21 protein-coding genes are annotated in these 23,492 nt (G+C 33.5%); all 21 read left to right on the top strand.

Annotated elements, in window-relative coordinates; translation table 11 throughout:
- Positions 1–39 precede the first annotated feature (39 nt).
- On the top strand, positions 40–339 hold the full coding sequence (locus Q0772_RS11225; RefSeq protein WP_298344469.1) for a helix-turn-helix domain-containing protein: 300 nt from the start codon (positions 40–42) through the stop codon (positions 337–339).
- Positions 336–632, top strand: a complete 297-nt coding sequence (locus tag Q0772_RS11230; RefSeq protein ID WP_298344471.1) for a helix-turn-helix domain-containing protein — start codon at positions 336–338, stop codon at positions 630–632. Before Q0772_RS11225 ends, Q0772_RS11230 begins: the two co-directional genes overlap by 4 nt.
- Positions 619–1,527 carry a BT4734/BF3469 family protein gene (locus Q0772_RS11235; protein ID WP_298344474.1) on the top strand — a complete coding sequence of 303 codons (909 nt, stop codon included), beginning with the start codon at positions 619–621 and terminating at the stop codon, positions 1,525–1,527. Before Q0772_RS11230 ends, Q0772_RS11235 begins: the two co-directional genes overlap by 14 nt.
- Positions 1,524–3,275 carry a DUF3987 domain-containing protein gene (locus Q0772_RS11240; RefSeq protein ID WP_298344477.1) on the top strand — a complete coding sequence of 584 codons (1,752 nt, stop codon included), beginning with the start codon at positions 1,524–1,526 and terminating at the stop codon, positions 3,273–3,275. Before Q0772_RS11235 ends, Q0772_RS11240 begins: the two co-directional genes overlap by 4 nt.
- A 155-nt stretch (positions 3,276–3,430) precedes the next feature.
- Complete coding sequence (locus Q0772_RS11245) at positions 3,431–3,724, top strand: helix-turn-helix transcriptional regulator (RefSeq protein ID WP_298344479.1); 294 nt, start codon at positions 3,431–3,433, stop codon at positions 3,722–3,724.
- 5 nt (positions 3,725–3,729) lie between these two features.
- Positions 3,730–4,053: a hypothetical protein gene (locus Q0772_RS11250; RefSeq protein WP_298344482.1), complete on the top strand. Its 324-nt coding sequence runs from the start codon at positions 3,730–3,732 to the stop codon at positions 4,051–4,053.
- 30 nt (positions 4,054–4,083) lie between these two features.
- Positions 4,084–6,195 carry a Piwi domain-containing protein gene (locus Q0772_RS11255; RefSeq protein WP_298344485.1) on the top strand — a complete coding sequence of 704 codons (2,112 nt, stop codon included), beginning with the start codon at positions 4,084–4,086 and terminating at the stop codon, positions 6,193–6,195.
- 9 nt (positions 6,196–6,204) lie between these two features.
- Positions 6,205–6,936, top strand: a complete 732-nt coding sequence (locus tag Q0772_RS11260; RefSeq protein ID WP_298344488.1) for a hypothetical protein — start codon at positions 6,205–6,207, stop codon at positions 6,934–6,936.
- 102 nt (positions 6,937–7,038) lie between these two features.
- Positions 7,039–7,356 carry a DUF6660 family protein gene (locus Q0772_RS11265; protein ID WP_298344491.1) on the top strand — a complete coding sequence of 106 codons (318 nt, stop codon included), beginning with the start codon at positions 7,039–7,041 and terminating at the stop codon, positions 7,354–7,356.
- Between the two features lie 49 nt (positions 7,357–7,405).
- Entirely contained in the window at positions 7,406–9,592 is a 2,187-nt protein-coding gene (locus tag Q0772_RS11270; RefSeq protein WP_148870045.1) for a TonB-dependent receptor, read from the top strand.
- A 2-nt stretch (positions 9,593–9,594) separates the two neighbouring features.
- The gene (locus tag Q0772_RS11275) at positions 9,595–10,008 is read left to right on the top strand and encodes a transcriptional repressor (RefSeq protein ID WP_133355505.1); all 414 of its coding nucleotides are present in this window, start codon (positions 9,595–9,597) and stop codon (positions 10,006–10,008) included.
- 56 nt (positions 10,009–10,064) lie between these two features.
- Complete coding sequence (locus Q0772_RS11280; RefSeq protein ID WP_120201175.1) at positions 10,065–10,427, top strand: DUF3703 domain-containing protein; 363 nt, start codon at positions 10,065–10,067, stop codon at positions 10,425–10,427.
- Positions 10,424–11,011 carry a mercuric transport protein MerTP gene (gene merTP, locus Q0772_RS11285; protein WP_133355506.1) on the top strand — a complete coding sequence of 196 codons (588 nt, stop codon included), beginning with the start codon at positions 10,424–10,426 and terminating at the stop codon, positions 11,009–11,011. The genes Q0772_RS11280 and merTP overlap by 4 nt, the downstream gene beginning before the upstream one ends.
- A gap of 5 nt (positions 11,012–11,016) precedes the next feature.
- Complete coding sequence (locus Q0772_RS11290) at positions 11,017–11,223, top strand: GDCCVxC domain-containing (seleno)protein (protein ID WP_120201171.1); 207 nt, start codon at positions 11,017–11,019, stop codon at positions 11,221–11,223.
- Between the two features lie 10 nt (positions 11,224–11,233).
- Complete coding sequence (locus tag Q0772_RS11295; protein WP_120201169.1) at positions 11,234–13,186, top strand: heavy metal translocating P-type ATPase; 1,953 nt, start codon at positions 11,234–11,236, stop codon at positions 13,184–13,186.
- Positions 13,187–13,257: 71 nt separating this feature from the next.
- Positions 13,258–13,671: a hypothetical protein gene (locus Q0772_RS11300; protein ID WP_036122971.1), complete on the top strand. Its 414-nt coding sequence runs from the start codon at positions 13,258–13,260 to the stop codon at positions 13,669–13,671.
- A 107-nt stretch (positions 13,672–13,778) separates the two neighbouring features.
- Complete coding sequence (locus tag Q0772_RS11305) at positions 13,779–17,483, top strand: efflux RND transporter permease subunit (RefSeq protein WP_298344536.1); 3,705 nt, start codon at positions 13,779–13,781, stop codon at positions 17,481–17,483.
- Complete coding sequence (locus tag Q0772_RS11310; protein WP_298344539.1) at positions 17,483–18,718, top strand: TolC family protein; 1,236 nt, start codon at positions 17,483–17,485, stop codon at positions 18,716–18,718. Before Q0772_RS11305 ends, Q0772_RS11310 begins: the two co-directional genes overlap by 1 nt.
- A 4-nt stretch (positions 18,719–18,722) precedes the next feature.
- Complete coding sequence (locus tag Q0772_RS11315) at positions 18,723–21,218, top strand: heavy metal translocating P-type ATPase (protein ID WP_054851356.1); 2,496 nt, start codon at positions 18,723–18,725, stop codon at positions 21,216–21,218.
- 18 nt (positions 21,219–21,236) lie between these two features.
- The gene (locus Q0772_RS11320) at positions 21,237–21,719 is read left to right on the top strand and encodes a DUF305 domain-containing protein (RefSeq protein WP_106688417.1); all 483 of its coding nucleotides are present in this window, start codon (positions 21,237–21,239) and stop codon (positions 21,717–21,719) included.
- Positions 21,709–23,487, top strand: a complete 1,779-nt coding sequence (locus Q0772_RS11325) for an efflux RND transporter periplasmic adaptor subunit (RefSeq protein WP_298344555.1) — start codon at positions 21,709–21,711, stop codon at positions 23,485–23,487. Before Q0772_RS11320 ends, Q0772_RS11325 begins: the two co-directional genes overlap by 11 nt.
- Positions 23,488–23,492: the final 5 nt, after the last annotated feature.

A 23,492-nucleotide genomic window follows, 5' to 3' on the forward strand; every position in this document is an offset into this window, starting at 1 on the left:
TGGCCAGATGTCCATTTCTATTTTAAAAATTAATTAGTTATGGACGAAATATTAGAACGTCTTAAAATTATCGAAGCACACGTTTTAGACAGAAACATTATTGTAAAAAACGTATTAAGTTTTAACGAAGCGTGTAAGTTTTTGGAATTATCACAATCCCATTTATACAAACTTACAAGCACAGGAACCATTCCACATTATAAACCGAATGGTAAGAAAATTTATTTTAACAGAGTTGAATTAGAACAATGGTTATTAAGTAACCGTGTGGATTCACAAGATGAAATCGAACAGCAAGCTGCCGATTACCTAATTAAGAAAGGAGCGGTAAAGTTATGACGGAGATAATCGATTTAATCTTGGCGCTTTCGCAAGATGTTAAGGACTTAAAAGGGCGTATCGAGTTGTTGCGACAATCGAGAGCAGAAGTATTGAAAGATACGTGGATAGACAATCAAGATGTATTGCAGACCTTACATATAAGTAAGCGAACGCTACAAACTTTAAGAACCAATGGTACTTTACCTTACAGTAAAGTAAAAGGTAAGTTTTATTATAGAGTTGCTGACATAGAGCAATTGCTTCAAGACAACTACTACAACCATAATTTCAAGCAAGATGGTAATAAGTAGAGAAGCAATTTTAGACAAAACACATTATGGTTTAAAAATCTATGCCTATGTGTTGAGACAGTATTATCCTAATCAAACAGTCCTTTCTTTAAAAGGAAGGGACTGCGGGATAACCCGAAACCCTTTTAATGGTGGTAAAGAAACTTTACGGATTCATATTGATGGTGTAATAGCAACGCATCGAGATACAGAACTAAAAACGTTTAACGGTGATGTATTCGATTTTGCGCAATACCATTTCAGAATAACTGATGAAGAACATTTGTTACTCAAGATTAACCAAAAGTTGCATCTAAATTTAGAAGCAAAGGAAACAAGCGAATTAGATTGGTTGAATGGTCCAGACGATACCTGGTTTGCTTACTGTAGCTTTTTCAAAGCCCCAGTTCGCAATGTGTTTCCTGCGGAAACTATGCGATTACATCAAGTATTTGCATTAATCACAAGTGATAAATACAAAAAGATTACAGAAGATTTAAGGGCAATAACCGATGTAAAAGAAGCACGTAAATTCAAAGCTAATCGCTTTGACTACGTAACCTTTTCAGGAACTTTTGAAAAACGTAACGATAGTAATTTATTACAACATTCTAATCTATTAACTATTGATTTTGACCATTTAGATAATCTGCAAGAGTTAAAAACACAATTGCTAAACGATGAATATTTTGAAACCGAAATGCTTTTCATTTCACCATCTGGAGATGGCTTAAAATGGATTATCAGGATTGATGTTTCAGAAGTGACGCATTCAAAGTATTTCACAGCAGTAGCAAATTACATTAAACACAATTATAACATTGAGGTTGACCAGTCAGGTAAAGACGTTTCCAGAGCGTGTTTTTTACCATACGACCCAACCGCTTTTTTACATAAAAGACACCAAGCATTATGAATAAAATATTTAACCCAAAGGATTGGTTAAACGTTCCAAAAGAGCAGAAAGAACCAATATGCAACAACGCAACAACAGATGTTGTTGCTGTTGCTGATAACGACATTGAAGCCTATATTTCTGCAATTGAACAATCTGGTATAGACATAACAGATAATTATGCCACTTGGAGAGATTTAGGCTTTGCATTAGCCGAAGAATATGGAGAAACAGGAAGAGACTATTTCCATAGAGTTAGCAAAAACTATGTAGGCTATGATTCAAAAGAATGTGAAGAACAATTCAATAAATGTCTAAATGCCAAAGGGCACGGTATTACAATTGCAACCTTTTATCATTATGCACATCAGGCAGGTATAAAACCAATAAAGCAACAAAGCAACAACGAGGCTGCAACAAATGTTGCAACCTTTGTTGATGCGCCAAAACAATCTATGCCAACAATACCAGAAAAGGTATTTGACACATTACCGCAGTTTTTACAACAAGTTGTAAATCCTGCAAGTAGTCAGGAAGAAAAGGACATTTTATTATTAGGCGCATTAACAGCATTTAGTGCTTGTTTCCCAAAATTATTTGGTATTTACGACCAAAGAAAAGTATTCAGTAATTTATACTTATTTGTAACCGCACCAGCTTCGGCAGGTAAAGGCAGACTTAACCAAATTAAAAATTTGGTAGACCCTGTGCATAAACTAAAACGAGAACAAGCAAAAATATTAAAGCAACAGTTTCAGTCAGAAACAGCGACTTATAATATGAACAAGGGTAAAGATGAAAACTTGGAAAAACCGAGTAAACCGCCAGAACGAATGTTGTTTATTCCTGCCAATAATAGTGTAACAGGTGTATATCAATTAATTTCAGATAATGAAGGTAAAGGTTTGATTTTTGAAACTGAAGGAGATACGTTAGCCCAAGCCTTTAAAAGTGATTATGGCAATTATTCCGATGGTTTTCGTAAAGCATTTCATCACGAAACTATAAGTTATTATCGCAGAACCGATAGAGAATATGTAGATATAGAAAAACCCTGTTTATCAACTGTATTATCTGGCACACCAAAACAAGTAGCGACATTAATACCAAATGCTGAAAATGGCTTATTTAGTCGTTTTATGTTTTATTATATGAATATCAAGCCGACTTGGAAAAATGTATTTAAAAACAACAATAATGTAGGTTTAGATGATTATTACAACCAATTAGGTAGTGAGTTTTTAGGACTGTATAAAACGCTTAAAAATAATCCAGAGATTGAAATTAGGTTAACCACAGCTCAACAAGAGCAATTCAATACGTTTTTTGAGTCTTTACAGACCAAATACATCAACCTACAACCAGAAGAATATATTGCTACCATTAGGCGGTTAGGCTTAATTGCATTTAGGATAATGATGCTTTTTACGGTATTTCGTATTATGGAAGATGGTGATGTTAATGCAACTAAAGAATGTGAGGATATTGATTTTGAAAATGCACTAACCATAATTTCAATTTTAGTGAAACACAGCAGTAAAGTGTTTAACGACTTACCTATTGAGCAAAAAGCAACAAAACGTTTAAATAGAAAAGAACGCTTTTTGGAAAGTTTACCTAAACAATTTACCAGACAAGATTATTTAGATTTTGCCACTAAACAGAACATACCACATAAAACAGCTGAAGGCTATATTACCAAATTTGTAGAAGCAGGATTAATAGATAGAGAAGCACATAATACCTATTCAAATCCTGTAAAAACATAGTTCAGGATTTTGAGGATTTCGAGGATATTAATTATTATGTCCTTAAATCCTTAATATCCTCATTATCTTGTTAATAACTGTTAATATCTTTTTCTTATTTCTTTCTTTCCTTTTCTTAAATTAGACAAATTTTGACAAGTCTAAATAATTCTATTATGGAGTTTGGAGAGTACATACGCTCATTGCGTGAAAAACGCAATTTGCTATTAAGGGAAATGGCTGCAAACCTAAATATGGATGTTGCTTATTTAAGTAAAATAGAAAGAGGAAATCGTATGGCAAGACGCGAACAAGTAGTTGCATTTGCCAAAACCTTAAAGGAAGACGAAAACGAATTAATTAAGTTATGGATGTCCGAACAAATAGTACTAATGCTAAAAAATGAAAAAGAGCGTACGGAAATCCTCAAAATAGCTGAAGAAAATTTAAATAGATTAACAAAAAAATAATAACTATGAAATATTTATATAACTCAAAAGGCGATTGGATTGCGTTTAAAATAGGTGCTTATTTATATAATTCTGATGCTGATTGGATAGGTTGGTTTCCTTGGGAAGATGAACACGCTGTCGATACTGAAGGTGAGTATTTAGGGAGCATATTCGATAACGATAGATTTTATAAAGTATCAAATTTTCCGTATCGCGGATATCCTGGCTATCCGGGTTACCCAGGTTATCCGGGTTATCCAGGTTACCCAGGCTTTGCTGGATATTCTTCAAAACCGAGTGGTACAATAGATTACAAGCCAAAAGATTTGATTGATAAAGCGGATTAATAAGAAGGATTAAATTAAAATTAATACTCTATGCAAGAACACCTCAAAACCAACATACTTAACTTTAAATGGCCTAATAGTGCGCCTACCATTTATTTAACTTTAGAGGATACTGAAGGTAGTCACCCTATCCATAAATCAAAGTTTTCTAAACAAATTAAAGAGGCGTTTCCAGAAACAGACTTATCGCATACAGACCAAATATATACTACGTTTACTAACGAAATATCTAATGCACCAAGTATTAAGCTGAAATTAGTTGATGGTAGAGAATTAAGAATATATAAGCAATACCTAAAGCATCAGTTAAGAAGCTATTTTCAAGCTAAAGATTACGTAGTTGTAAAAAACTTTGTAGGTGACGTACAGGTTTGGATGCCATCTCTTAAAGGCAATACAGAGCATTATAATTTATATTATAAGTTTTCATTTAAAATACAATTTGCAAAATTAACCGACTTACCAGAACTTATTGTATCGTACGATGGCACATCAAAAGTCCTTACAACGTCTGTTAAGGATATTGAGGATTCAGAGTTAATAAAACGTTGCGTATATGGACAAACTATCTTCAATTATCAAATGAACCTCGACACAGAGGAAAAAGAAGATTATTTCAATGCTATTGAGTTTGATAAAGCATTCCCAATTTTTAGTTTACCATTAGCCAGAGCATTAGATATACCTATTGAAGAACCAATTAGACCAGCTAATAAATACCAAAAATATGTAGCACTTATTAATAATTTTGCAACCAATTATTTGTTTGCAGAAGATTTTAAAGCCATTTTCCCGTTTAAAAACGATGCATTTATTGATGTGCCACTTAATCGTATCAATCACATTGACCCACAAGTAGGATTATTAGAATTTGGTAAAGACCAATACGGTAACAAGAAAACCCATTTAGTGCCTAAATTGGCAATGAATAATCTTAATCCTTATAAGAGACCAAACAACCAAAACATTAAGTTTTTCTTTGTGTACCATACGTCTCATAAAGAAGCAATTAAAACCTTTTACAATAACCTTAAAACTGGCGTTACTGCGGATAAAAAGTATTTTAAAGGGATTGAGGCTTATGTAAACATTAAGGCTTCAACGTCTAAAGAACATTTTATTGAGTTTACCAATGAAAGCGACCCAATTCCAGAAATAGTTGAAAAGTTAGAGAGCTTAACCTTCGACCACGATAATGTACGTTATGCAGCGTTCTATTTAAGTCCTTTCGATAAATTCACACCAAATCCCGAAGACCGAGACATCTATATACAAATCAAAGAATTGTTTTTAAATGAAGGCATTGTTACGCAGGTTGTGGATTATGAAAAAATGGTGGTCAATATCGAGAATCAATACAACTTCCAATTCACATTACAAAATATGGCATTAGCTATTCACGCTAAATTAGGTGGTGCACCTTGGAAACTCGCAGTAACCGATAAAAAAGAATTAGTAATTGGTGTTGGTGCTTTTACCAATCAAGGCGAAAACAGACGGTATATAGCAAGTGCCTTTAGTTTTCAAAACAATGGTTTATTTAGAAAGTTCGAATATTTTGACCAAAGCGAAACAGACCTATTGGCAGGAAGTATATGTAAAGCCATTAGAGATTTTACATCGGTTGCTGAAGCAGATAAAGTAGTCATTCACTTTTATAAGGAAATGAGCTACGAGGAACTAAAACCTATTATAAGAGGGATGCATACATTAGGGTTGAAAATTCCTCTTTACATTTTAAATATCAATAAAACAGAAGCAGAAGATATTATTGCTTACGACCTCAATTGGGGTAAAAAGTTAATGCCTGTAAGTGGCACATACATACGTATTAGCGAAAATCAATTCCTACTGTTTAATAATGCACGTTATCCTAATTCACAGCGATATGCAGATACAGATGGTTATCCGTTTCCAATAAAAATTAAGGTAAGCAGTCCAGATGAAGATGCTTTTGAAGATGCAGACGTGGTTTTAGAGTTATTAACACAGGTATATCAATTTAGCAGATTGTATTGGAAATCACTTCGACAACAAAATGTACCTATTACCATAAAATACCCAGAAATGGTAGCACAAATAGCACCACGATTTAATAATGGTGTTCCAGACGATGCTAAAGATGCCTTATGGTTTTTATAAAATAATGATATGTCAAGATTAAGAAGAAAAGAAACACTTGCATCTATAATGGGATTTGGTTTTATCCATTTTGAGTTTCATTTAATTGAAGATTATATGAATCATATGGAAACTCATTTCGAAAGGGAATTAAAAAATATTGAGGTTGAATATGATAATTTTCAAAGTTCCAAAGAGATAGATAAATCAGAATATTCAGAAGAATATTTAGACCACATACAAGATTCCTTTATTGACAATGTGTTTATGTTTAATGATGTTTACATCAAAAATTACAGAAACGCTCAAGTCATACAGCTGTATTCTTTTTTTGAAGATGTTTTAAAACGTGGTTGTGATAGGTTCGCATCCTATAAACAAACAGATTATAGAGTAGATGATTTAAAGGGTAATAATGATATTGATAAAGTAAAAAAGTTTTTAAAGCAGTCTGCTAAAGTAGATTTTTCTATCCTCAATCCTGAATGGAGTTTTATTGATAATTTTAGACAAGTACGTAATTTAGTTGTGCATCACAAGGGTATAATTAAAAACAACGATTCTGTCAATAATAGCGATAGAAAGTTCAATAACATTAAGAATTTTAGCAAGGGTCGGTTTACGCTAAATGAATATGCATCTTCAAAAAATAGATTTGAAATAGTATTTGATAATCCACAGTTTTTTAAAGAGATAATAAACAACATCGAAAGTTTATTGGATAAAATAGGAAGTGAAGAAATGCATTTAAACACAGTATAAAAAATTACTTTCTAAAATGGGTAAATGGTAATTTGGTTAATAATAGAATTTCATAAATCTTTTGCACAACTATTGCATCATTAAATTTTTATCTTTGTAATTGTGAAATTTGTAACAATCATATTATCCTTAATAATACTATTGCTTTCAGCAAAGCCTTGTTCTGATGGTCAAAATAAAGAAGACCAACACCAAGACGAGATAAGTGTTAATCACAACCACCAAGAAGATAGTGACGATTCTTGTCCTATTACGTGTATCTGCAATTGTTGTGGTTTGTCCATTACTTACGAACCAATCAAGACATTTGATTTAAAACTCAATATTGAAATCTCATCGGAGTTAATTTCTACATATCAACCTATTTATAGGTTTAACTTCCTTTCCAATATTTGGCAACCGCCACAAGTAATAAGCTAAAACGTTTCGATTTTAAATCAATTATTTAGTTAATTACAATTATAATTCAATGAATAAATACCTATTGAGTATAAAGCTCATATTAATACTTTGCCTATCGTTACAGGCACAAACATCAGACATACAAATAAAAGTCCTAACAGAAGCTGAAAACGAGCCTTTATTGGGTGCTACGGTTTACTTTGAAGCATTAGAAAAAGGAGCAGTAACCGATTTTGATGGTATTGCAACTTTTACAGAAATTCCAGATGGTCAGCATCAAATAATTATTTCTTTTTTAGGCTTTGAAACATTTGAGACAACAATTCAAATTCCAAGTAATACAGAATTAATGTTTAAACTAAAAGAGGGCGGTAATCAATTAGATGCTGTAGTATTGCAATCTTCAAGAAGTACAAGAACCGTAAGAAAAATACCGACACGTATAGAGTTTATAGGTGCAGAGGAATTAGGAGAAAAAGCTATAATGAATCCTACTAATATTTCTATGGTGCTTCGAGAAAGTACAGGAATACAAATGCAACAAACATCATTAAGTAGTGGGAGTACCAATATTCGTATTCAAGGATTAGATGGTAGGTACACACAACTTTTAAGAGATGGGTTTCCATTATATGGTGGTTTCTCAAGTGGGTTAAGTATTTTACAAATACCACCTTTAGACTTACAACAATTTGAAATTATAAAAGGAAGTTCATCAACACTTTATGGTGGAGGTGCTATTGCAGGATTAGTAAATATGGTATCTAAAACACCAGACTATGAACCTGCATTAGACATAATGCTTACACAAACACAAGCGTTAGGAAGTACAGCCAATGTGTTTTATAGCAAACGAAATGAAAAATTCGGTGTTTCACTTTACGGTTCTGGTCATTATCAAAAAGCATACGACCCAGAAGATGATGGTTTTAGCAACCTACCAAATACAACATCAATTTCATTTAATCCTAAATTGTTTTATTACCCATCAGAGAAAACAACACTTTGGTTTGGATTAAACGGTACGTATGATGATAGAATTGGTGGAGATATGACAAAAATTGAAAGTGGAGAAAATGGCATACATCAATATACTGAAGAAAACAATTCAAAACGATTAAGCAGTCAATTGGTATATCAAACACAATTAGATTCCGTTAGTTCATTAGAATTTAAAAATAGTGTCTCTTTTTTCGATAGGAATTTAACCGTTCCGGATTTCAATTTTGATGGTAAGCAAACAAACACGTTTACTGAAATATCTTATAACACAGCTTCAGATAAAACGGATTGGATAGTTGGAGCTAATCTTTATACCTCAAATTTTGATGAAAACGATAATGCACCATTACAGCGAGACCAAAAAGATGTAACCTTTGGTGCATTTGCAAATAATATCTTTGACATATCAGATAATTGGATATTGGAAACTGGATTAAGAGCAGATTATAATACGGATTTCGGTTTCTTTCCACTTCCAAGAATTTCATTACTTTATAAAAACAATAGTGGATTTTCAAGTAGAATTGGTGGAGGTTTAGGGTATAAGATTCCTGATATTTTTACAGAAGAAGCAGAGTATATTAACTTTGAAAATGTGCTTGCAATAGATAAATCTACAGTAGATGCAGAACGTTCTTATGGTGTTAATTTCGATGTGAATTATCAAACACGATTATCGGATGAGATTGGTTTTTCCATAAACCAATTATTCTATGTGACTGCTATTAATGATGGACTGCTTTTAAATTCAACAGATAACGGATTTTTTCAATTTGAAAATGCTTCAGATAAAATATTCAGCAAAGGTTCAGAAACGAACATCAAATTTACATATAAGGATTTTAGATGGTTTTTAAATTATGCATTTATTGATACAAGGCTAAATTATTTAGAAGGCAATCCTCAAAAACCCTTAACAGCAAAACATAATGCAGGTAGTGTTATAATGTACGAATCTAAAAAATGGCGCATAGGTTATGAAACTTATTATACAGGGAAACAGTTCTTGTCTAATGGTACAGAAACTACAGACTTTGTAACTATGGGTTTAATGGTGATGCGTAACTTTAAATTGGGAAGTGTATTTGTAAATTTCGAAAACTTTACAGATAGAAGACAAAGCAGGTTTTCACCTTTGGTTTTACCACCGCACGAAAATCCTGTTTTCCCAGAAATATATGCGCCTACAGATGGTTTTATATTTAGTGTAGGACTTATTATTAAACCATTTGGTAACGAAGACGACGATTAATTATGGAAACAATAGAACAAGTATTAGAATCAAAAAACATACGAGTTACTGCAATGCGTATGTTAATTTATAAGTTCCTAGTTGAGAAGGAGGTTGCAGTAACATTGAGTGATATTGAAAACGCATTTGAAAAAGCAGATAGAACAACACTTTACAGGACTATTAAAACCTTTGAAGAGAAAGTCATTGTTCATCAAATAGACGATGGTACAGGAATTACGAAATATGCGTTATGCGAAGAGGGATGTAATTGTGATATAAAAAACGATTTGCATTTACATTTCCATTGTAATAATTGCAATGAAACCATTTGCCTAACAGAACATAAAATACCACAAATTAAAGTACCTGATGGCTTTGTTTCGGAAAATGTAAACTTGGTTGTAAAAGGTATATGTGATAAGTGTAGTGGATAACAAATGCACTTCCATTGCACTTACTATTAAATTACTTTTATCCAAAATTAGTGGATATGAAGTTTAATACTAAAATACCTAAACATATCAAACAGGCTTATATCGAAGAATTAAAACAATACAGTTTCTGTTTAGAAAATAAGCGGTTTGGTAATGCTTGGTTTCATTTAGAACGCAGTCATATAATAGGACAGTCTTATCCTATAGAACATACCTATTCACATTGGCTAATGCTAAAGTTTGGATTTAGACAAAAAGATACTAAAGAAGTATTCGGTCAAATTATTAGATTGCTTGTTGGTGGTTGGAAATCATTTATAAATCACGTTCCTCTTGGTAATACAGGTGGCGCAAACGTACCACCATTAAAACGTATGCCTATTCCAAATGACATTGAAAAAGTATTAGATATAGAATGAAAAATAAATTAGCGGTTACAAGTATCCTAACAGCAATCACAGCTTCATTGTGTTGCATCACACCAGTTTTGGCATTAATTGCAGGAACAAGTGGTGTAGCTTCAACTTTTTCTTGGATAGAACCATTTAGACCTTACTTAATAGGGCTAACTATATTAGTTCTTCTCTTTGCTTGGTATCAAAAATTAAAACCAGAAAAAGAAATCGACTGTGAATGTGAAACGGATAAAAAACCAAAATTTATTCAGTCAAAAACCTTTTTAGGAGTTGTAACAGTATTCGCAATAGTGATGTTGGCATTTCCATACTACTCAAGTATGTTTTATCCAAATTCAGAGAAACAAATTGTTGTCGTTGATAAATCAAATATCAAAACAACAGAGTATAAAATAAGTGGAATGACTTGTCCCAGTTGTGAAGCTCACGTAAACCACGAAGTAAATAAACTTAACGGAATTGTGAACTCAAAAACATCATACAAGAATGGTAACGCAATCATTGAGTATGACCAAACTAAAACTAATGAATTAGAAATTGAGAAAGCAATTAATTCTACAGGTTATAAAGTAACTGATAAAAATTAAAATTGATGCAAACTATATTAAAATCTGAAATCACTTGCCCAACCTGTGGTCATAAAAAGGAAGAAGATATGCCAACAAATGCCTGTCAATTCTTTTATGAATGTGAGAAATGTAAAACAGTTTTAAAACCAAACAAAGGAGATTGTTGTGTGTATTGTTCTTATGGTACAGTTCCTTGTCCACCAATTCAACAAAACAAAAGTTGTTGTTAAAACTAACTTGATGAAAAAAAAGAAAATCAATTTAAAAGATTTAAAACCAAATTCAGAAGCACAACATTCTCACGATGATGGTCATAATCACGGTAATGGAAGTGCATTCAAAACATACATTCCTGCTATCATAAGTTTTGTTATGTTAATGGTAGGTATCGCTGTAGATTATTTTGATGCGATTCCTCAATTTCAAGGATGGATTCGAGTAGTTTGGTACACTTTAGCATATATTCCAGTTGGATTTCCTGTAATTAAAGAAGGTTGGAAAAGTCTTATAAAAGGCGATGTTTTTACCGAGTTCTTTTTAATGTCTATTGCCACCATTGGTGCGTTTATCATTGGTGAATATCCTGAAGGTGTGGCAGTAATGCTATTTTATGCAGTAGGAGAATTATTTCAAAACGCAGCAGTTAATAGAGCAAAAGGAAATATTAAAGCCTTATTAGATGTTCGACCAAAAGAAGCCAATGTATTTCGTGATGGTGATTATGTTAGTGTGTCGCCAGAAGCTGTAAATATTGGTGAAAAAATACAAATTCGAGTAGGTGAGAAAATACCGTTAGATGGGATTTTATTATCCGAAAAAGCATCTCTAAACACCGCAGCGTTAACAGGCGAGAGCAAACCAGATTCCATTCAGAAAGAAGCAAAGGTTTACGCAGGTAGTATCAATTTAGAAAGCGTTATTGAAGTTGAGGTAACTAATAAGTTTGAAGATAGTTCTATTGCCAGAATATTAGAATTGGTTCAAAATGCTACTGCACGTAAATCTAAAACAGAATTATTCATTAGACAGTTTGCTCGTATCTACACGCCAATTGTAGTATTCTTGGCTATTGGTGTTATTTTTATACCTTACTTTTTTGTAGATGATTATGCTTTTAGAGATTGGTTATACAGAGCATTAATATTCTTGGTGATTTCTTGTCCTTGTGCGTTAGTGATTTCAATACCATTAGGTTATTTCGGTGGTTTAGGTGTAGCTTCAAAGAATGGTATTTTATTTAAAGGGGCTTCATTTTTAGACGCTATGACCAAGATAAATACATTGGTAATGGACAAAACAGGAACCGTTACCAAAGGTGTATTTAAAATCAAAGAAATAAAAACTATTGGTTGGGATGAATCTGATTTTATGAAGTATTTAATGGCTATGGAAGAACAATCCACGCATCCAATAGCTAAAGCCATAATGGTATATAAAGGAACTGAAAATAGCTATGAAGCAAAAGAAGTTTCTGAAATTGCTGGTAAAGGATTAAAAGGTATAGTAAACGGTAAAACTGTTTTAGTAGGTAACCAAGCCTTAATGATTGCCAATAGTATTGATGTTCCAACTGAAACGGAATCTATTGTAGAATCGATAGTATTAGTTGCAATCGATAATCAATTTGCAGGTTATGTAGTAATAGCAGATGAATTAAAAGAGGATGCAAAAGAAACAATTACAGATTTACATAAAGTAGGCATTAAAAATATTATGATGCTTTCTGGTGATAAAGATTCTATAACTCAACAAGTCGCTAAAAAGTTGAATATTGAAAATGCTAAAGGTGGTTTACTACCAGAAGATAAATTAAACGAAGTTGAATCTTTAAAGAAGAATCCTGAAAATAAAGTAGCTTTTATAGGTGATGGTATTAACGATGCACCTGTTTTAGCATTAAGTAACGTTGGTATTGCGATGGGTGGTTTAGGTAGTGATGTAGCTATTGAAACAGCAGATGTCATTATTCAAACAGACCAACCATCAAAAGTAGTGAGAGCCATTAAAATTAGTCGTTCTACACGCAAAGTAGTTTGGCAGAATATCATTTTAGCGTTTGGAGTTAAAGTTATTGTCTTGATATTAGGAGCAGGTGGTTTAGCCACAATGTGGGAAGCTGTTTTTGCAGATGTAGGAGTAGCATTATTAGCAATTTTAAATGCAGTTCGATTGCAGAAAATGAAATGGGATTAAGCAGATTAATCAATTAAACTTCTGTTAAACAAAATCAATAGTTGTTAAAATTTCGTAACTTCGCAATCAATATGAAGCAGATTTTCCATAAAATAATGTCTTTAGCAATGACTTTTGTAGTGTTATTCTCTACAATGTCATTTACTGTGAATATGCATTATTGTGGAGATACTTTAGTAGAATCTGCTATCTTTCAAAAAGCCAAAGGTTGCGGAATGGAAATGGAAAAGCCTTCAACCGAAGAATGTTCTATTACCAAGAAAAATTGTTGTGATGATAAACAATTAGCAATTGAAGGTCAAGACGAATTACAATTGCAAGTTGACAAAATCACGTTTGAGCAACAAGTATTCATCGCTTCATTTGTTTATACTTACATTAACCTTTTTGAAGGTTTAGACAGTAATGTATCTACCTACGAAGAATACAAACCACCACTCGTCATAAGGCAACTCTACAAGATTGACGAGACATACTTAATTTGATTTTTAAACAATAGACTCTTTTATCCTATGACTGCAATGTCGTAAGGATAATTTACTGTATTCGGTGTTTTTACAACACTATTGTCTAATTGTTTAAAATCAATCATATGCTAAATAAAAGCATCAAATTTTTAATAGAAAACAAACTCGTTGCAGTTTTACTACTTGTCCTTTTTATTGGATGGGGAACTGTTAATGCACCTTTTAATTGGGATACAGGATTTTTGCCAAGTAACCCTGTAGCAGTAGATGCTATTCCCGATATAGGTGAAAATCAACAAATCGTATTTACCAAGTGGGATGGTCGTTCCCCACAAGATATAGAAGACCAAATAACCTATCCATTAACCACATCATTATTGGGTATTCCTGGAGTGAAAACCATTCGTAGTTCCTCTATGTTTGGGTTTTCAAGCATCTATATCATTTTTGAAGAGGATATAGAATTTTACTGGAGCAGAAGTCGTATTCTCGAAAAACTTAATTCCTTACCAAGTGGTTTATTACCCGAAGGTGTTAATCCAGCGTTAGGTCCAGATGCCACAGGATTAGGACAAATATTTTGGTACACACTTGAAGGTCGTGATGAGAACGGTAATGTAACAGGTGGTTGGGATTTACACGAATTACGTAGTATTCAAGATTACTATGTTAAATATGCCTTGTCCTCTGCAAGCGGTGTTTCTGAAGTTGCATCAATTGGTGGTTATGTTCAAGAGTACCAAGTGGATGTAAACCCAGAACTAATGCGTCAATATAACATTGGGTTACATCATATTGTTAAAGCTGTAAAAGAAAGTAATAAGGATATTGGCGCACAAACCTTGGAAATTAACCAAGCTGAATATTTAGTTCGTGGTTTGGGGTATGTAAAATCCATTGCAGATATTGAAAATGCTGTAGTTGATTCTGAAAATTTCACTTCAATAAAAATTAAAGACATTGGAAAAGTTTCATTAGGTCCAGCAACAAGACGAGGTTTATTGGATAAAGAAGGTGCTGAAGTTGTTGGTGCTGTTGTGGTGGCTCGTTATGGAGCAAACCCAATGGAAGTCATTAATAACGTAAAGGAAAAAATTAATGAATTAAGTGCAGGATTACCTTCAAAAGTGTTAGCGGACGGTAGAACGTCACAAGTAACCATAGTACCTTTTTATGACAGAACAGAATTGATACAAGAAACTTTAGGTACACTCAATGAAGCCTTAACTCTTGAAATATTGATTACCATTTTGGTTATAATCATTATGGTGTTTAATCTTCGAGCTTCTGTCTTGATTTCAGGATTATTACCAGTTGCAGTCTTAATGGTATTTATTGCGATGAAACTCTTTGGCGTCGATGCTAATATTGTCGCATTATCTGGTATTGCAATTGCTATCGGAACAATGGTCGATGTTGGTGTTATACTATCAGAAAATATCATTCGGCATTTAGATGAAGATGATGGAACACAATCCATTAATACAGTAGTTTACAACGCAACAGCCGAAGTTTCTGGTGCAATCGTAACCGCAGTAATGACTACAATTATAAGTTTCATTCCTGTATTTACAATGATTGGCGCTGAAGGTAAATTGTTCAGACCATTAGCATTCACAAAAACCTTTGCATTAACAGCTTCTATAATAGTAGCGTTGTTTTTAATTCCACCGTTTGCTGCATTTTTATTCAGAAAGAAAAACATCAAAAACACTTTTAAATATGTTTTAAATGGTGTTTTAATAGCATTGGGAATCGTAGCCATAGTCTATGGATATTGGTTAGGATTAATTTTAATTGCGTTTGGGATTACAGCAGGTCTTAATCTTCAAAATAAGATAACAGACAAACAAGCGAATCTTACCAATATCATTATTTCAGCATCAGCAATAGTGTTCCTATTAGCGGAATATTGGAGACCTTTAGGAGTTGATAAAAGTATCTTCTGGAACCTCATCTTTGTTGGTGTCATTTGCTTTGGTTTATTGGGTGTTTTCTCATTGTTTATCAGGTATTATACTCGAATTTTAAAGTGGTGTTTAGATAATAAATTACTATTTCTTTCAATTCCAACTGCAATTGTCATTGCTGGTTTTTTCATTATGAAAAACACAGGCAAAGAATTTATGCCATCGTTAAATGAAGGTTCTTTTTTATTGATGCCTACTTCTATGCCACATTCTGGTGTAGAAGAAAATAAGCGTGTTTTACAGCAGTTAGATATGGCAGTTGCCAGTATTCCTGAAATCGAAACTGTAGTTGGAAAAGCAGGTCGTACAGAATCTGCATTAGACCCAGCACCACTATCAATGTATGAAAATGTTATTCAGTATAAGTCAGAATATATGCTGAATGAAAACCGAGAACGTCAACGCTACAAAGTGAATAATGATGGCTTGTTTGAATTAAAAGATGGTCGATTTATCGCAAATCCAAATAATACAGAAAATGTCACCTTGAGCACAGTCGAAAGGTCTCAACTCATTCCAGACAATAATGGAGAGTTCTATCGAAATTGGAGACCTGAAATACAATCACCAGATGATATTTGGAACGAAATTGTAAAAGTGACCAAATTACCAGGCGTAACGTCTGCACCAAAGCTACAACCTATTGAAACCCGATTGGTAATGTTGCAAACAGGAATGCGAGCACCAATGGGTATTAAAATAAAAGGGCAAGATTTAAAGCAGATTGAAGCGTTTGGAATGCGATTAGAAGATATTTTAAAACAAGCTGAAGGTGTAAAAGATGAAGCTGTTTTTGCAGACCGTATTGTAGGTAAACCCTATTTGTTAATTGATATTGATAGAGAGAAAATTGCTCGTTATGGCGTAACCATTGAGGAAGTTCAAAATGTTTTGAAAGTGGCTGTTGGTGGTATGGTATTAACACAGACAGTAGAAGGTCGTGAGCGTTATGGTGTTAGAGTTCGTTACCCAAGAGAATTAAGAGCAAATCCAACCGATTTAAAACAAATCTATGTGCCTGTTGAAAAAGGAAGCCCTATTCCTTTAAGTGAATTAGCGACTATAAAATATGAACAAGGTCCACAAGTAATTAAAAGTGAAGACACTTTTTTAGTTGGCTATGTGTTATTTGATAAAATGGATGGTTTTGCAGAAGTCAATGTGGTAGAAAATGCACAAACCTTAATTCAAGAAAAGATAGATAGTGGCGAATTGGTAGTCCCAAAAGGTATCAACTACCAATTTACGGGAACGTATGAAAACCAATTAAGAGCAGAAAAAACCTTGTCGGTTGTTGTGCCTTTAGCGTTGGCAATCATTTTCTTAATTCTGTATTTCCAATTTCGTTCAGTAGGGACATCACTAATGGTATTCACAGGTATTGCAGTTGCTTTTGCTGGTGGTTTTGTAATGATATGGCTCTATGGTCAAGATTGGTTCTTAAACTTCAATGTCTTTGGTGAAAATCTGCGCGATTTATTTCAAATGCACCCCATTAATTTAAGTGTAGCGGTTTGGGTTGGGTTTATTGCACTATTTGGTATCGCAACCGATGATGGAGTTGTAATGGCAACTTATTTAACACAAACATTTGATAGAAATACACCAGAAAATAAAAAAGAAATCAGAGCATCAGTAGTAGAAGCAGGAGAAAAACGTATTAGACCTTGTTTAATGACAACTGCTACTACCATATTGGCATTATTACCAGTATTAACATCTACAGGAAGAGGTAGTGATATTATGATACCTATGGCAATACCAAGTTTTGGTGGAATGTTAATCGCTTTAATAACACTATTTGTAGTCCCTGTTTTATATAGTTGGAAAGCAGAAGTTAAACTTAAAAGAACAGTATAATGAAACATATAAAATCACACATAAAGTCAGTCATTTTTCTTTGTTTTTTAATCTTTGTTCTCAAAGGAAATGCGCAACAATTAGATGTGCTCATTAATGAAGCATTAAATAACAACCCTGAAATTCAAAAATTTGAATTGCAATACAAAAGGGTTTCAGAAAAAGTAAATGAAGTAAATACGGTTCCTAATACAGAATTTGGAGTTGGTTATTTTGTAAGTGAACCAGAAACTCGAACAGGTGCTCAACGCTTTAAGGTGTCTGCAAAACAAATGTTACCGTGGTTTGGTAATATTTCGGCAAGAGAAAATTACGTTAGTTCGTTAGCAGATGTTAAGTATGAAGATATTGTAATTGCGAAGCGAAAACTAATGTCTTCAGTTTCACAATCTTATTATAGACTATATGCTAATAAAGCAAAACAAAAGGTATTAACAGAGAATATCAATCTGTTAGAAACATATGAAACAATGGCTTTGACTTCTGTTGAGGTTGGTAAAGCATCAGCGGTTGATGTATTGCGTTTACAAATGCGTCAAAACGAAATGCAACAACTCAAAGATGTGTTGCAACAACAATTTTTAGCAGAACAAACTAACTTCAATAATCTATTGAATAGAGGTAATGATGTTACCGTGAATGTGGTAGATAGTTTAATGATACCTTCTGAAGACTTTGATATTACTTTTGAAAAATTAGTATTACATCCTGAATTACTAAAATTTGATAAACTCTATCAATCCATAGAGCAATCAGAATTATTGAATCAAAAAGAAAGCAGTCCAATGATTGGTTTTGGATTAGATTATATCAATGTTGCTGAAAGACCAAATATGGATTTCAGCGATAACGGAAAGGATATTGTAATGCCAATGGTTTCGGTATCTATCCCAATTTTCAATAAGAAATATAAATCCCAAACCAAACAAAATGATTTGCAACAGCAGGAAATTACTGCTCAAAAACAGGAACGTTTAAATGCATTGGAAACGCTTTTAGACAAAGCGAATAACGAACGCATTTCTGCAAGAATAAGTTATGCTACCCAAACCAAAAACCTACAGCAAGCCAAAGATGCAGAAGACATTTTAATCAAAAGCTATGAAACAGGAACGATTGATTTTAATGATGTTTTGGATATTCAAGAGTTGCAGCTAAAGTTTCAAATGAACCAAATAGAATCTGTGAAGACCTACTATGTGCAAAGTACAATCATTAATTATTTAATTCAGTAAAACAATGACACACACATATCACATACACGGAATGACCTGCAACGGTTGTCGCAGTCACGTTGAGGAAACGCTCTCTAAAGTAGGAGGTGTTTCAAAAGCAACAGTCGATTTAGATAAGGCAGAAGCTAACATAGAAATGGAATCACATATTCCCATAGAAACATTTCAAGAAGCCTTAAAAAAGGATGGTGGTACATATAGCATTCATAAACAAGGTGAACACCATCAGCATTCAGAAGCTAAAAAGGAAAAGCAACCTAAAGGTACAGGCACATTTTATTGTCCTATGCATTGCGAAGGCGATAAAATCTATAACAAACCAGGTGATTGTCCTGTTTGCGGAATGGATTTGGTGGAAGAACAAAATCTATCAGCAACTTCAAAGGAACAATGGACGTGTCCGATGCATCCAGAAATTGTAAAAGAAGAAGCAGGTTCGTGTCCTATTTGTGGGATGGATTTAGTGCCAATGGAAGCAGATAGTTCAGCAGAAGAAAAAACGTATAAAAAGCTATTAAAGAAATTTTGGATTGCCACAGCATTTACCTTGCCCATTTTCTTAATGGCTATGAGCGAAATGCTCAATAACAATCCGTTGTACGATATAATGGAACAGAAATATTGGAACTGGATTCAGTTTGCATTATCAATTCCAGTAGTGTTTTATGCCACTTGGATGTTCTTTGAACGTGCCTATAAAAGCATTAAGACTTGGAATCTCAATATGTTTACACTTATTGGGATTGGTGCAGGTGTGGCGTGGTCGTTTAGTGTTTTTGGTATGTTCTTTCCAGACGTATTTCCAAGTCAATTTAAAACAGAATCAGGTGCAGTTCACGTCTATTTTGAAGCAGCAACTGTGATTTTAACGTTAGTGCTTTTAGGTCAATTGTTAGAAGCTCGTGCACATAGTAAAACCAATTCGGCAGTAAAAGAACTGTTGAAATTAGCACCTAATAAAGCCATAAAAATAGTAGATGGTGAAGAAGTTGAAGTCAGTATTGACGAGATAGAACTTAATGATATTCTAAAAGTGAAACCAGGAGATAAAATTCCTGTGGATGGTGTGATAACTGAAGGCGAAACAACTATTGATGAATCTATGATTACAGGCGAACCTATTCCTGTAAACAAATCTCAAGAAGATAAAGTAAGTAGCGGAACCATTAATGGGAATCAATCCTTTTTAATGAAAGCAGAAAAGGTAGGAAGTGACACTTTATTATCACAAATCATTCATATGGTTAATGATGCCAGTAGAAGTCGTGCACCTATTCAAAATTTAGCAGATAAAGTTTCAGGCTATTTTGTGCCAGTTGTAGTTCTTATTTCTATTATCACATTTATTGTATGGTCTATTTGGGGACCAGAACCAGTTTATGTGTATGCGTTTGTCAATGCAATTGCAGTACTAATCATTGCTTGTCCTTGTGCTTTAGGTTTAGCAACACCAATGTCTGTAATGGTTGGTGTGGGTAAAGGTGCTCAAAATGGTGTATTGATTAAAAATGCTGAAGCTCTTGAAAAAATGGATAAGGTAAATACGCTTATCGTTGACAAGACAGGAACAATTACCGAAGGAAAACCAACAGTTGAAACCGTTGGAGCTTTTAATGATGCTTTAAGCGAAAAAGAAGTGTTACAATACATCGTGTCATTAAATACAAATAGCGAACATCCTTTGGCAGAAGCGACAGTTAAATATGGCAAAGAACACAACGCAGAAATTTTAAAGTCCGAAGATTTTAGTGCTGTTACAGGAAAAGGTGTTGAAGCTAAAATTGATGGAAAAAATGTAGCATTAGGTAATCCTAAAATGATGGAATATGCTAAAGCGGATATTACTTCTAAAATGAAAGACGAAGCTAAATCTTACCAAGAACAGGGTAAAACAGTTTCTTATTTGTCAATAGATGAAACCGTAGTTGGATATGTAGTTATAGGCGATAAAATAAAAGAAACAAGTGCTAAAGCCATTAAAGCACTTCAAGATAAAGGGATAGATGTAATAATGCTAACAGGTGATAATCACAATACAGCACAAGCAGTAGCATCAGAACTAAATCTTGCAGATTTTAAAGCCAGTATGCTACCAGAAGACAAACTCAAAGAAGTAGAGAAACTACAAAAAAATGGAAAAGTAGTTGCTATGGCAGGTGATGGCATTAATGATGCACCAGCATTGGCAAAAAGTGATGTAGGTATTGCAATGGGTACGGGAACAGATGTAGCGATAGAAAGTGCTATGATAACACTCGTAAAAGGCGATTTACACGGTATTGTAAAAGCAAAAAATTTAAGTAATGCTGTAATGAAGAACATTAAGCAGAACCTATTTTTTGCACTTATTTATAACACTTTAGGTGTGCCTATTGCAGCAGGAGTTTTGTTTCCATTCTTTGGAATATTGCTCTCGCCAATGATAGCAGCTTTAGCAATGAGTTTTAGCTCTGTTTCAGTTATTGGAAATGCACTACGATTAAGAACAATTAAAGTTTAACTATAAAATCAAATAATTATGGAAAATTCAAAAGAACACTCAAACAAAGGAAATTACAAAACCTTCTTTATAATGTTGGCTTGCTCATTTGTAGCAATGTACATCACAATGTATCTAAACACCTATGCAATAGACCACGTGTGGTTTAGCTTAACCCGATTTTATATGACCTGTTTAGGTATTTCAGCAATGGCAGTAATAATGTGGTTTTTTATGCGAAAAATGTATAATGATAGAAAGAAAAACATAGCCATACTTGCAGGTAGTTTTATCCTGTTTGTAGGTGCATTAGGATTAGTAAGAACACAAGCACCAATCATTGGTGACGTACTATGGATGAAAGCAATGATACCACATCATTCTATCGCTATTTTAACAAGTGAAAGAGCAGATATTCAAGACCCAGAAGTTAAAAAATTAGCAGAAGACATTATAAAAGCACAACGTAAAGAAATAGAAGAAATGAAAGCAATGATAAAACGATTAGAGAATGAAAAATAATAAAATAGTCATATATATTGGCATACTCGTAGTAGGTGTGTTATTGGGTTGGTTGCTTTTTGGTGGCTCATCAAATGAAGAAATAGACCATAATCACGATGCGGTTGCAGCAACCAATCAAATGTGGACGTGTTCTATGCATCCACAGATTATGCAACCAGAGCCAGGCGACTGCCCCATTTGTGGTATGGATTTAATTCCTGCGGAAAGCGGAAGTGATGGCTTAATGGCAGACCAATTTAAACTAACAGAAAATGCGATGGCATTAGCCAATATTCAAACAACTGTTGTAGGCAAGGGAAATGTTGAAGGCAACACCATAAAGTTATCTGGTAAAATTGCTGAAAACGAAGAAGCCAATGCAGTACAAGTCAGTTATTTTTCGGGTAGAATTGAACGTTTGAATGTGAGTTTTACAGGCGAAGAAGTTCGTAAAGGTCAATTATTGGCAACCATTTATTCGCCAGAACTCTATGCAGCACAACAAGAATTAATCACAGCAGCTTCTTTAAAAGAATCTCAACCTGCTTTATACAAAGCAGTCCGTAATAAATTGAAATTATGGAAACTCTCTGAAAATCAAATCAACCAGATTGAAGAAACAGGAAAAGTAAAAGAAAACTTTCCTGTTTATGCAACCGTTTCGGGTACTGTTACAGAAAAATTGGTAGAGCAAGGCGATTACATCAAACAAGGACAACCCTTATTAAAAATTGCCAATCTCAACACAGTTTGGGGAAATTTTGATGTGTATGAAAATCAGATTGACCGCTTTAAAAAAGGACAGGAAGTGATGATTACAACCAACGCTTATCCTAACAAGGAATTTAAAGGTAAAGTTGATTTCATTGACCCAGTTTTAAACACGAAAACAAGAACTGTAACCTTACGTGTTGTTTTAAGCAATAAGGACGATGTATTTAAACCAGGAATGTTTGTAACCGCAAATATTGAAGGCAGTACAGCTAAAAATGATGAAGTATTATCAATTCCTGCATCTTCTGTATTATGGACAGGTGAACGTTCTGTGGTGTACCTTAAAACAAATCCAGACCAACCTATTTTTGAAATGCGTGAAATTAAATTAGGCAATCAAATTGGTAATGAATATGAAGTTGTAGAAGGTTTATTTGTTGGAAATGAAATAGTGACTAACGGAACATTTACGGTTGATGCAGCAGCACAATTACAAGGCAAAAAGTCTATGATGAATAAAGATGGTGGTAAAGTAATGACTGGACACGAAGGTCATTTAGGTATGGATAACAATGCATCTAACAAAGAAAGTGACCATACTAATATGAACGAAAGATTGACGGTATCAGAGAAATTCCAAGAACAATTAAAATTTGTTTACAATGATTACATCAATTTAAAAGATGCTTTAGTTAAAGAAGATTCAAAAAATACTTCAGTTAATGCAACAAGTTTATTAGACAATTTAGGTAAAGTTGATATGAAATTATTATCGGACAATAATGCTCACGCACATTGGATGTCATTAGTAAAAGAAATACAATCTTCTGCAACATCCATTTCTAAAACGTCAGATATAAAAGGACAAAGAGACCATTTCAAACATCTATCATTACATTTAATAAATACTGTACAACTGTTTGGTGTTAAGGAAAAAGTGTATGTTGAGTATTGTCCTATGGCAGATAACAACAATGGCGCATACTGGTTGAGTAAAGAAGAAAAAGTAATCAATCCATATTTTGGTGAAGCAATGCTAACCTGTGGAGAAATAAAACAAGTAATAGAATAATAACA

The sequence above is a fragment of the uncultured Algibacter sp. genome (genome assembly GCF_947490405.1).
Taxonomy (GTDB): Bacteria; Bacteroidota; Bacteroidia; order Flavobacteriales; family Flavobacteriaceae; genus Algibacter_B.

Excerpts from the sequence above, each read along its gene's own strand:
- Q0772_RS11245 (WP_298344479.1), top strand. The coding sequence starts at position 3,431 with ATGGAGTTTGGAGAGTACATACGCTCATTGCGTGAAAAACGCAATTTG.
- Q0772_RS11300 (WP_036122971.1), top strand. The coding sequence starts at position 13,258 with ATGAAGCAGATTTTCCATAAAATAATGTCTTTAGCAATGACTTTTGTA.
- merTP (WP_133355506.1), top strand. The coding sequence starts at position 10,424 with ATGAAAAATAAATTAGCGGTTACAAGTATCCTAACAGCAATCACAGCT.
- Q0772_RS11230 (WP_298344471.1), top strand. The coding sequence starts at position 336 with ATGACGGAGATAATCGATTTAATCTTGGCGCTTTCGCAAGATGTTAAG.
- Q0772_RS11235 (WP_298344474.1), top strand. The coding sequence starts at position 619 with ATGGTAATAAGTAGAGAAGCAATTTTAGACAAAACACATTATGGTTTA.
- Q0772_RS11305 (WP_298344536.1), top strand. The coding sequence starts at position 13,779 with ATGCTAAATAAAAGCATCAAATTTTTAATAGAAAACAAACTCGTTGCA.
- Q0772_RS11275 (WP_133355505.1), top strand. The coding sequence starts at position 9,595 with ATGGAAACAATAGAACAAGTATTAGAATCAAAAAACATACGAGTTACT.
- Q0772_RS11295 (WP_120201169.1), top strand. The coding sequence starts at position 11,234 with ATGAAAAAAAAGAAAATCAATTTAAAAGATTTAAAACCAAATTCAGAA.
- Q0772_RS11310 (WP_298344539.1), top strand. The coding sequence starts at position 17,483 with ATGAAACATATAAAATCACACATAAAGTCAGTCATTTTTCTTTGTTTT.
- Q0772_RS11250 (WP_298344482.1), top strand. The coding sequence starts at position 3,730 with ATGAAATATTTATATAACTCAAAAGGCGATTGGATTGCGTTTAAAATA.
- Q0772_RS11270 (WP_148870045.1), top strand. The coding sequence starts at position 7,406 with ATGAATAAATACCTATTGAGTATAAAGCTCATATTAATACTTTGCCTA.
- Q0772_RS11280 (WP_120201175.1), top strand. The coding sequence starts at position 10,065 with ATGAAGTTTAATACTAAAATACCTAAACATATCAAACAGGCTTATATC.
- Q0772_RS11260 (WP_298344488.1), top strand. The coding sequence starts at position 6,205 with ATGTCAAGATTAAGAAGAAAAGAAACACTTGCATCTATAATGGGATTT.
- Q0772_RS11240 (WP_298344477.1), top strand. The coding sequence starts at position 1,524 with ATGAATAAAATATTTAACCCAAAGGATTGGTTAAACGTTCCAAAAGAG.
- Q0772_RS11290 (WP_120201171.1), top strand. The coding sequence starts at position 11,017 with ATGCAAACTATATTAAAATCTGAAATCACTTGCCCAACCTGTGGTCAT.
- Q0772_RS11320 (WP_106688417.1), top strand. The coding sequence starts at position 21,237 with ATGGAAAATTCAAAAGAACACTCAAACAAAGGAAATTACAAAACCTTC.
- Q0772_RS11325 (WP_298344555.1), top strand. The coding sequence starts at position 21,709 with ATGAAAAATAATAAAATAGTCATATATATTGGCATACTCGTAGTAGGT.
- Q0772_RS11255 (WP_298344485.1), top strand. The coding sequence starts at position 4,084 with ATGCAAGAACACCTCAAAACCAACATACTTAACTTTAAATGGCCTAAT.
- Q0772_RS11315 (WP_054851356.1), top strand. The coding sequence starts at position 18,723 with ATGACACACACATATCACATACACGGAATGACCTGCAACGGTTGTCGC.
- Q0772_RS11225 (WP_298344469.1), top strand. The coding sequence starts at position 40 with ATGGACGAAATATTAGAACGTCTTAAAATTATCGAAGCACACGTTTTA.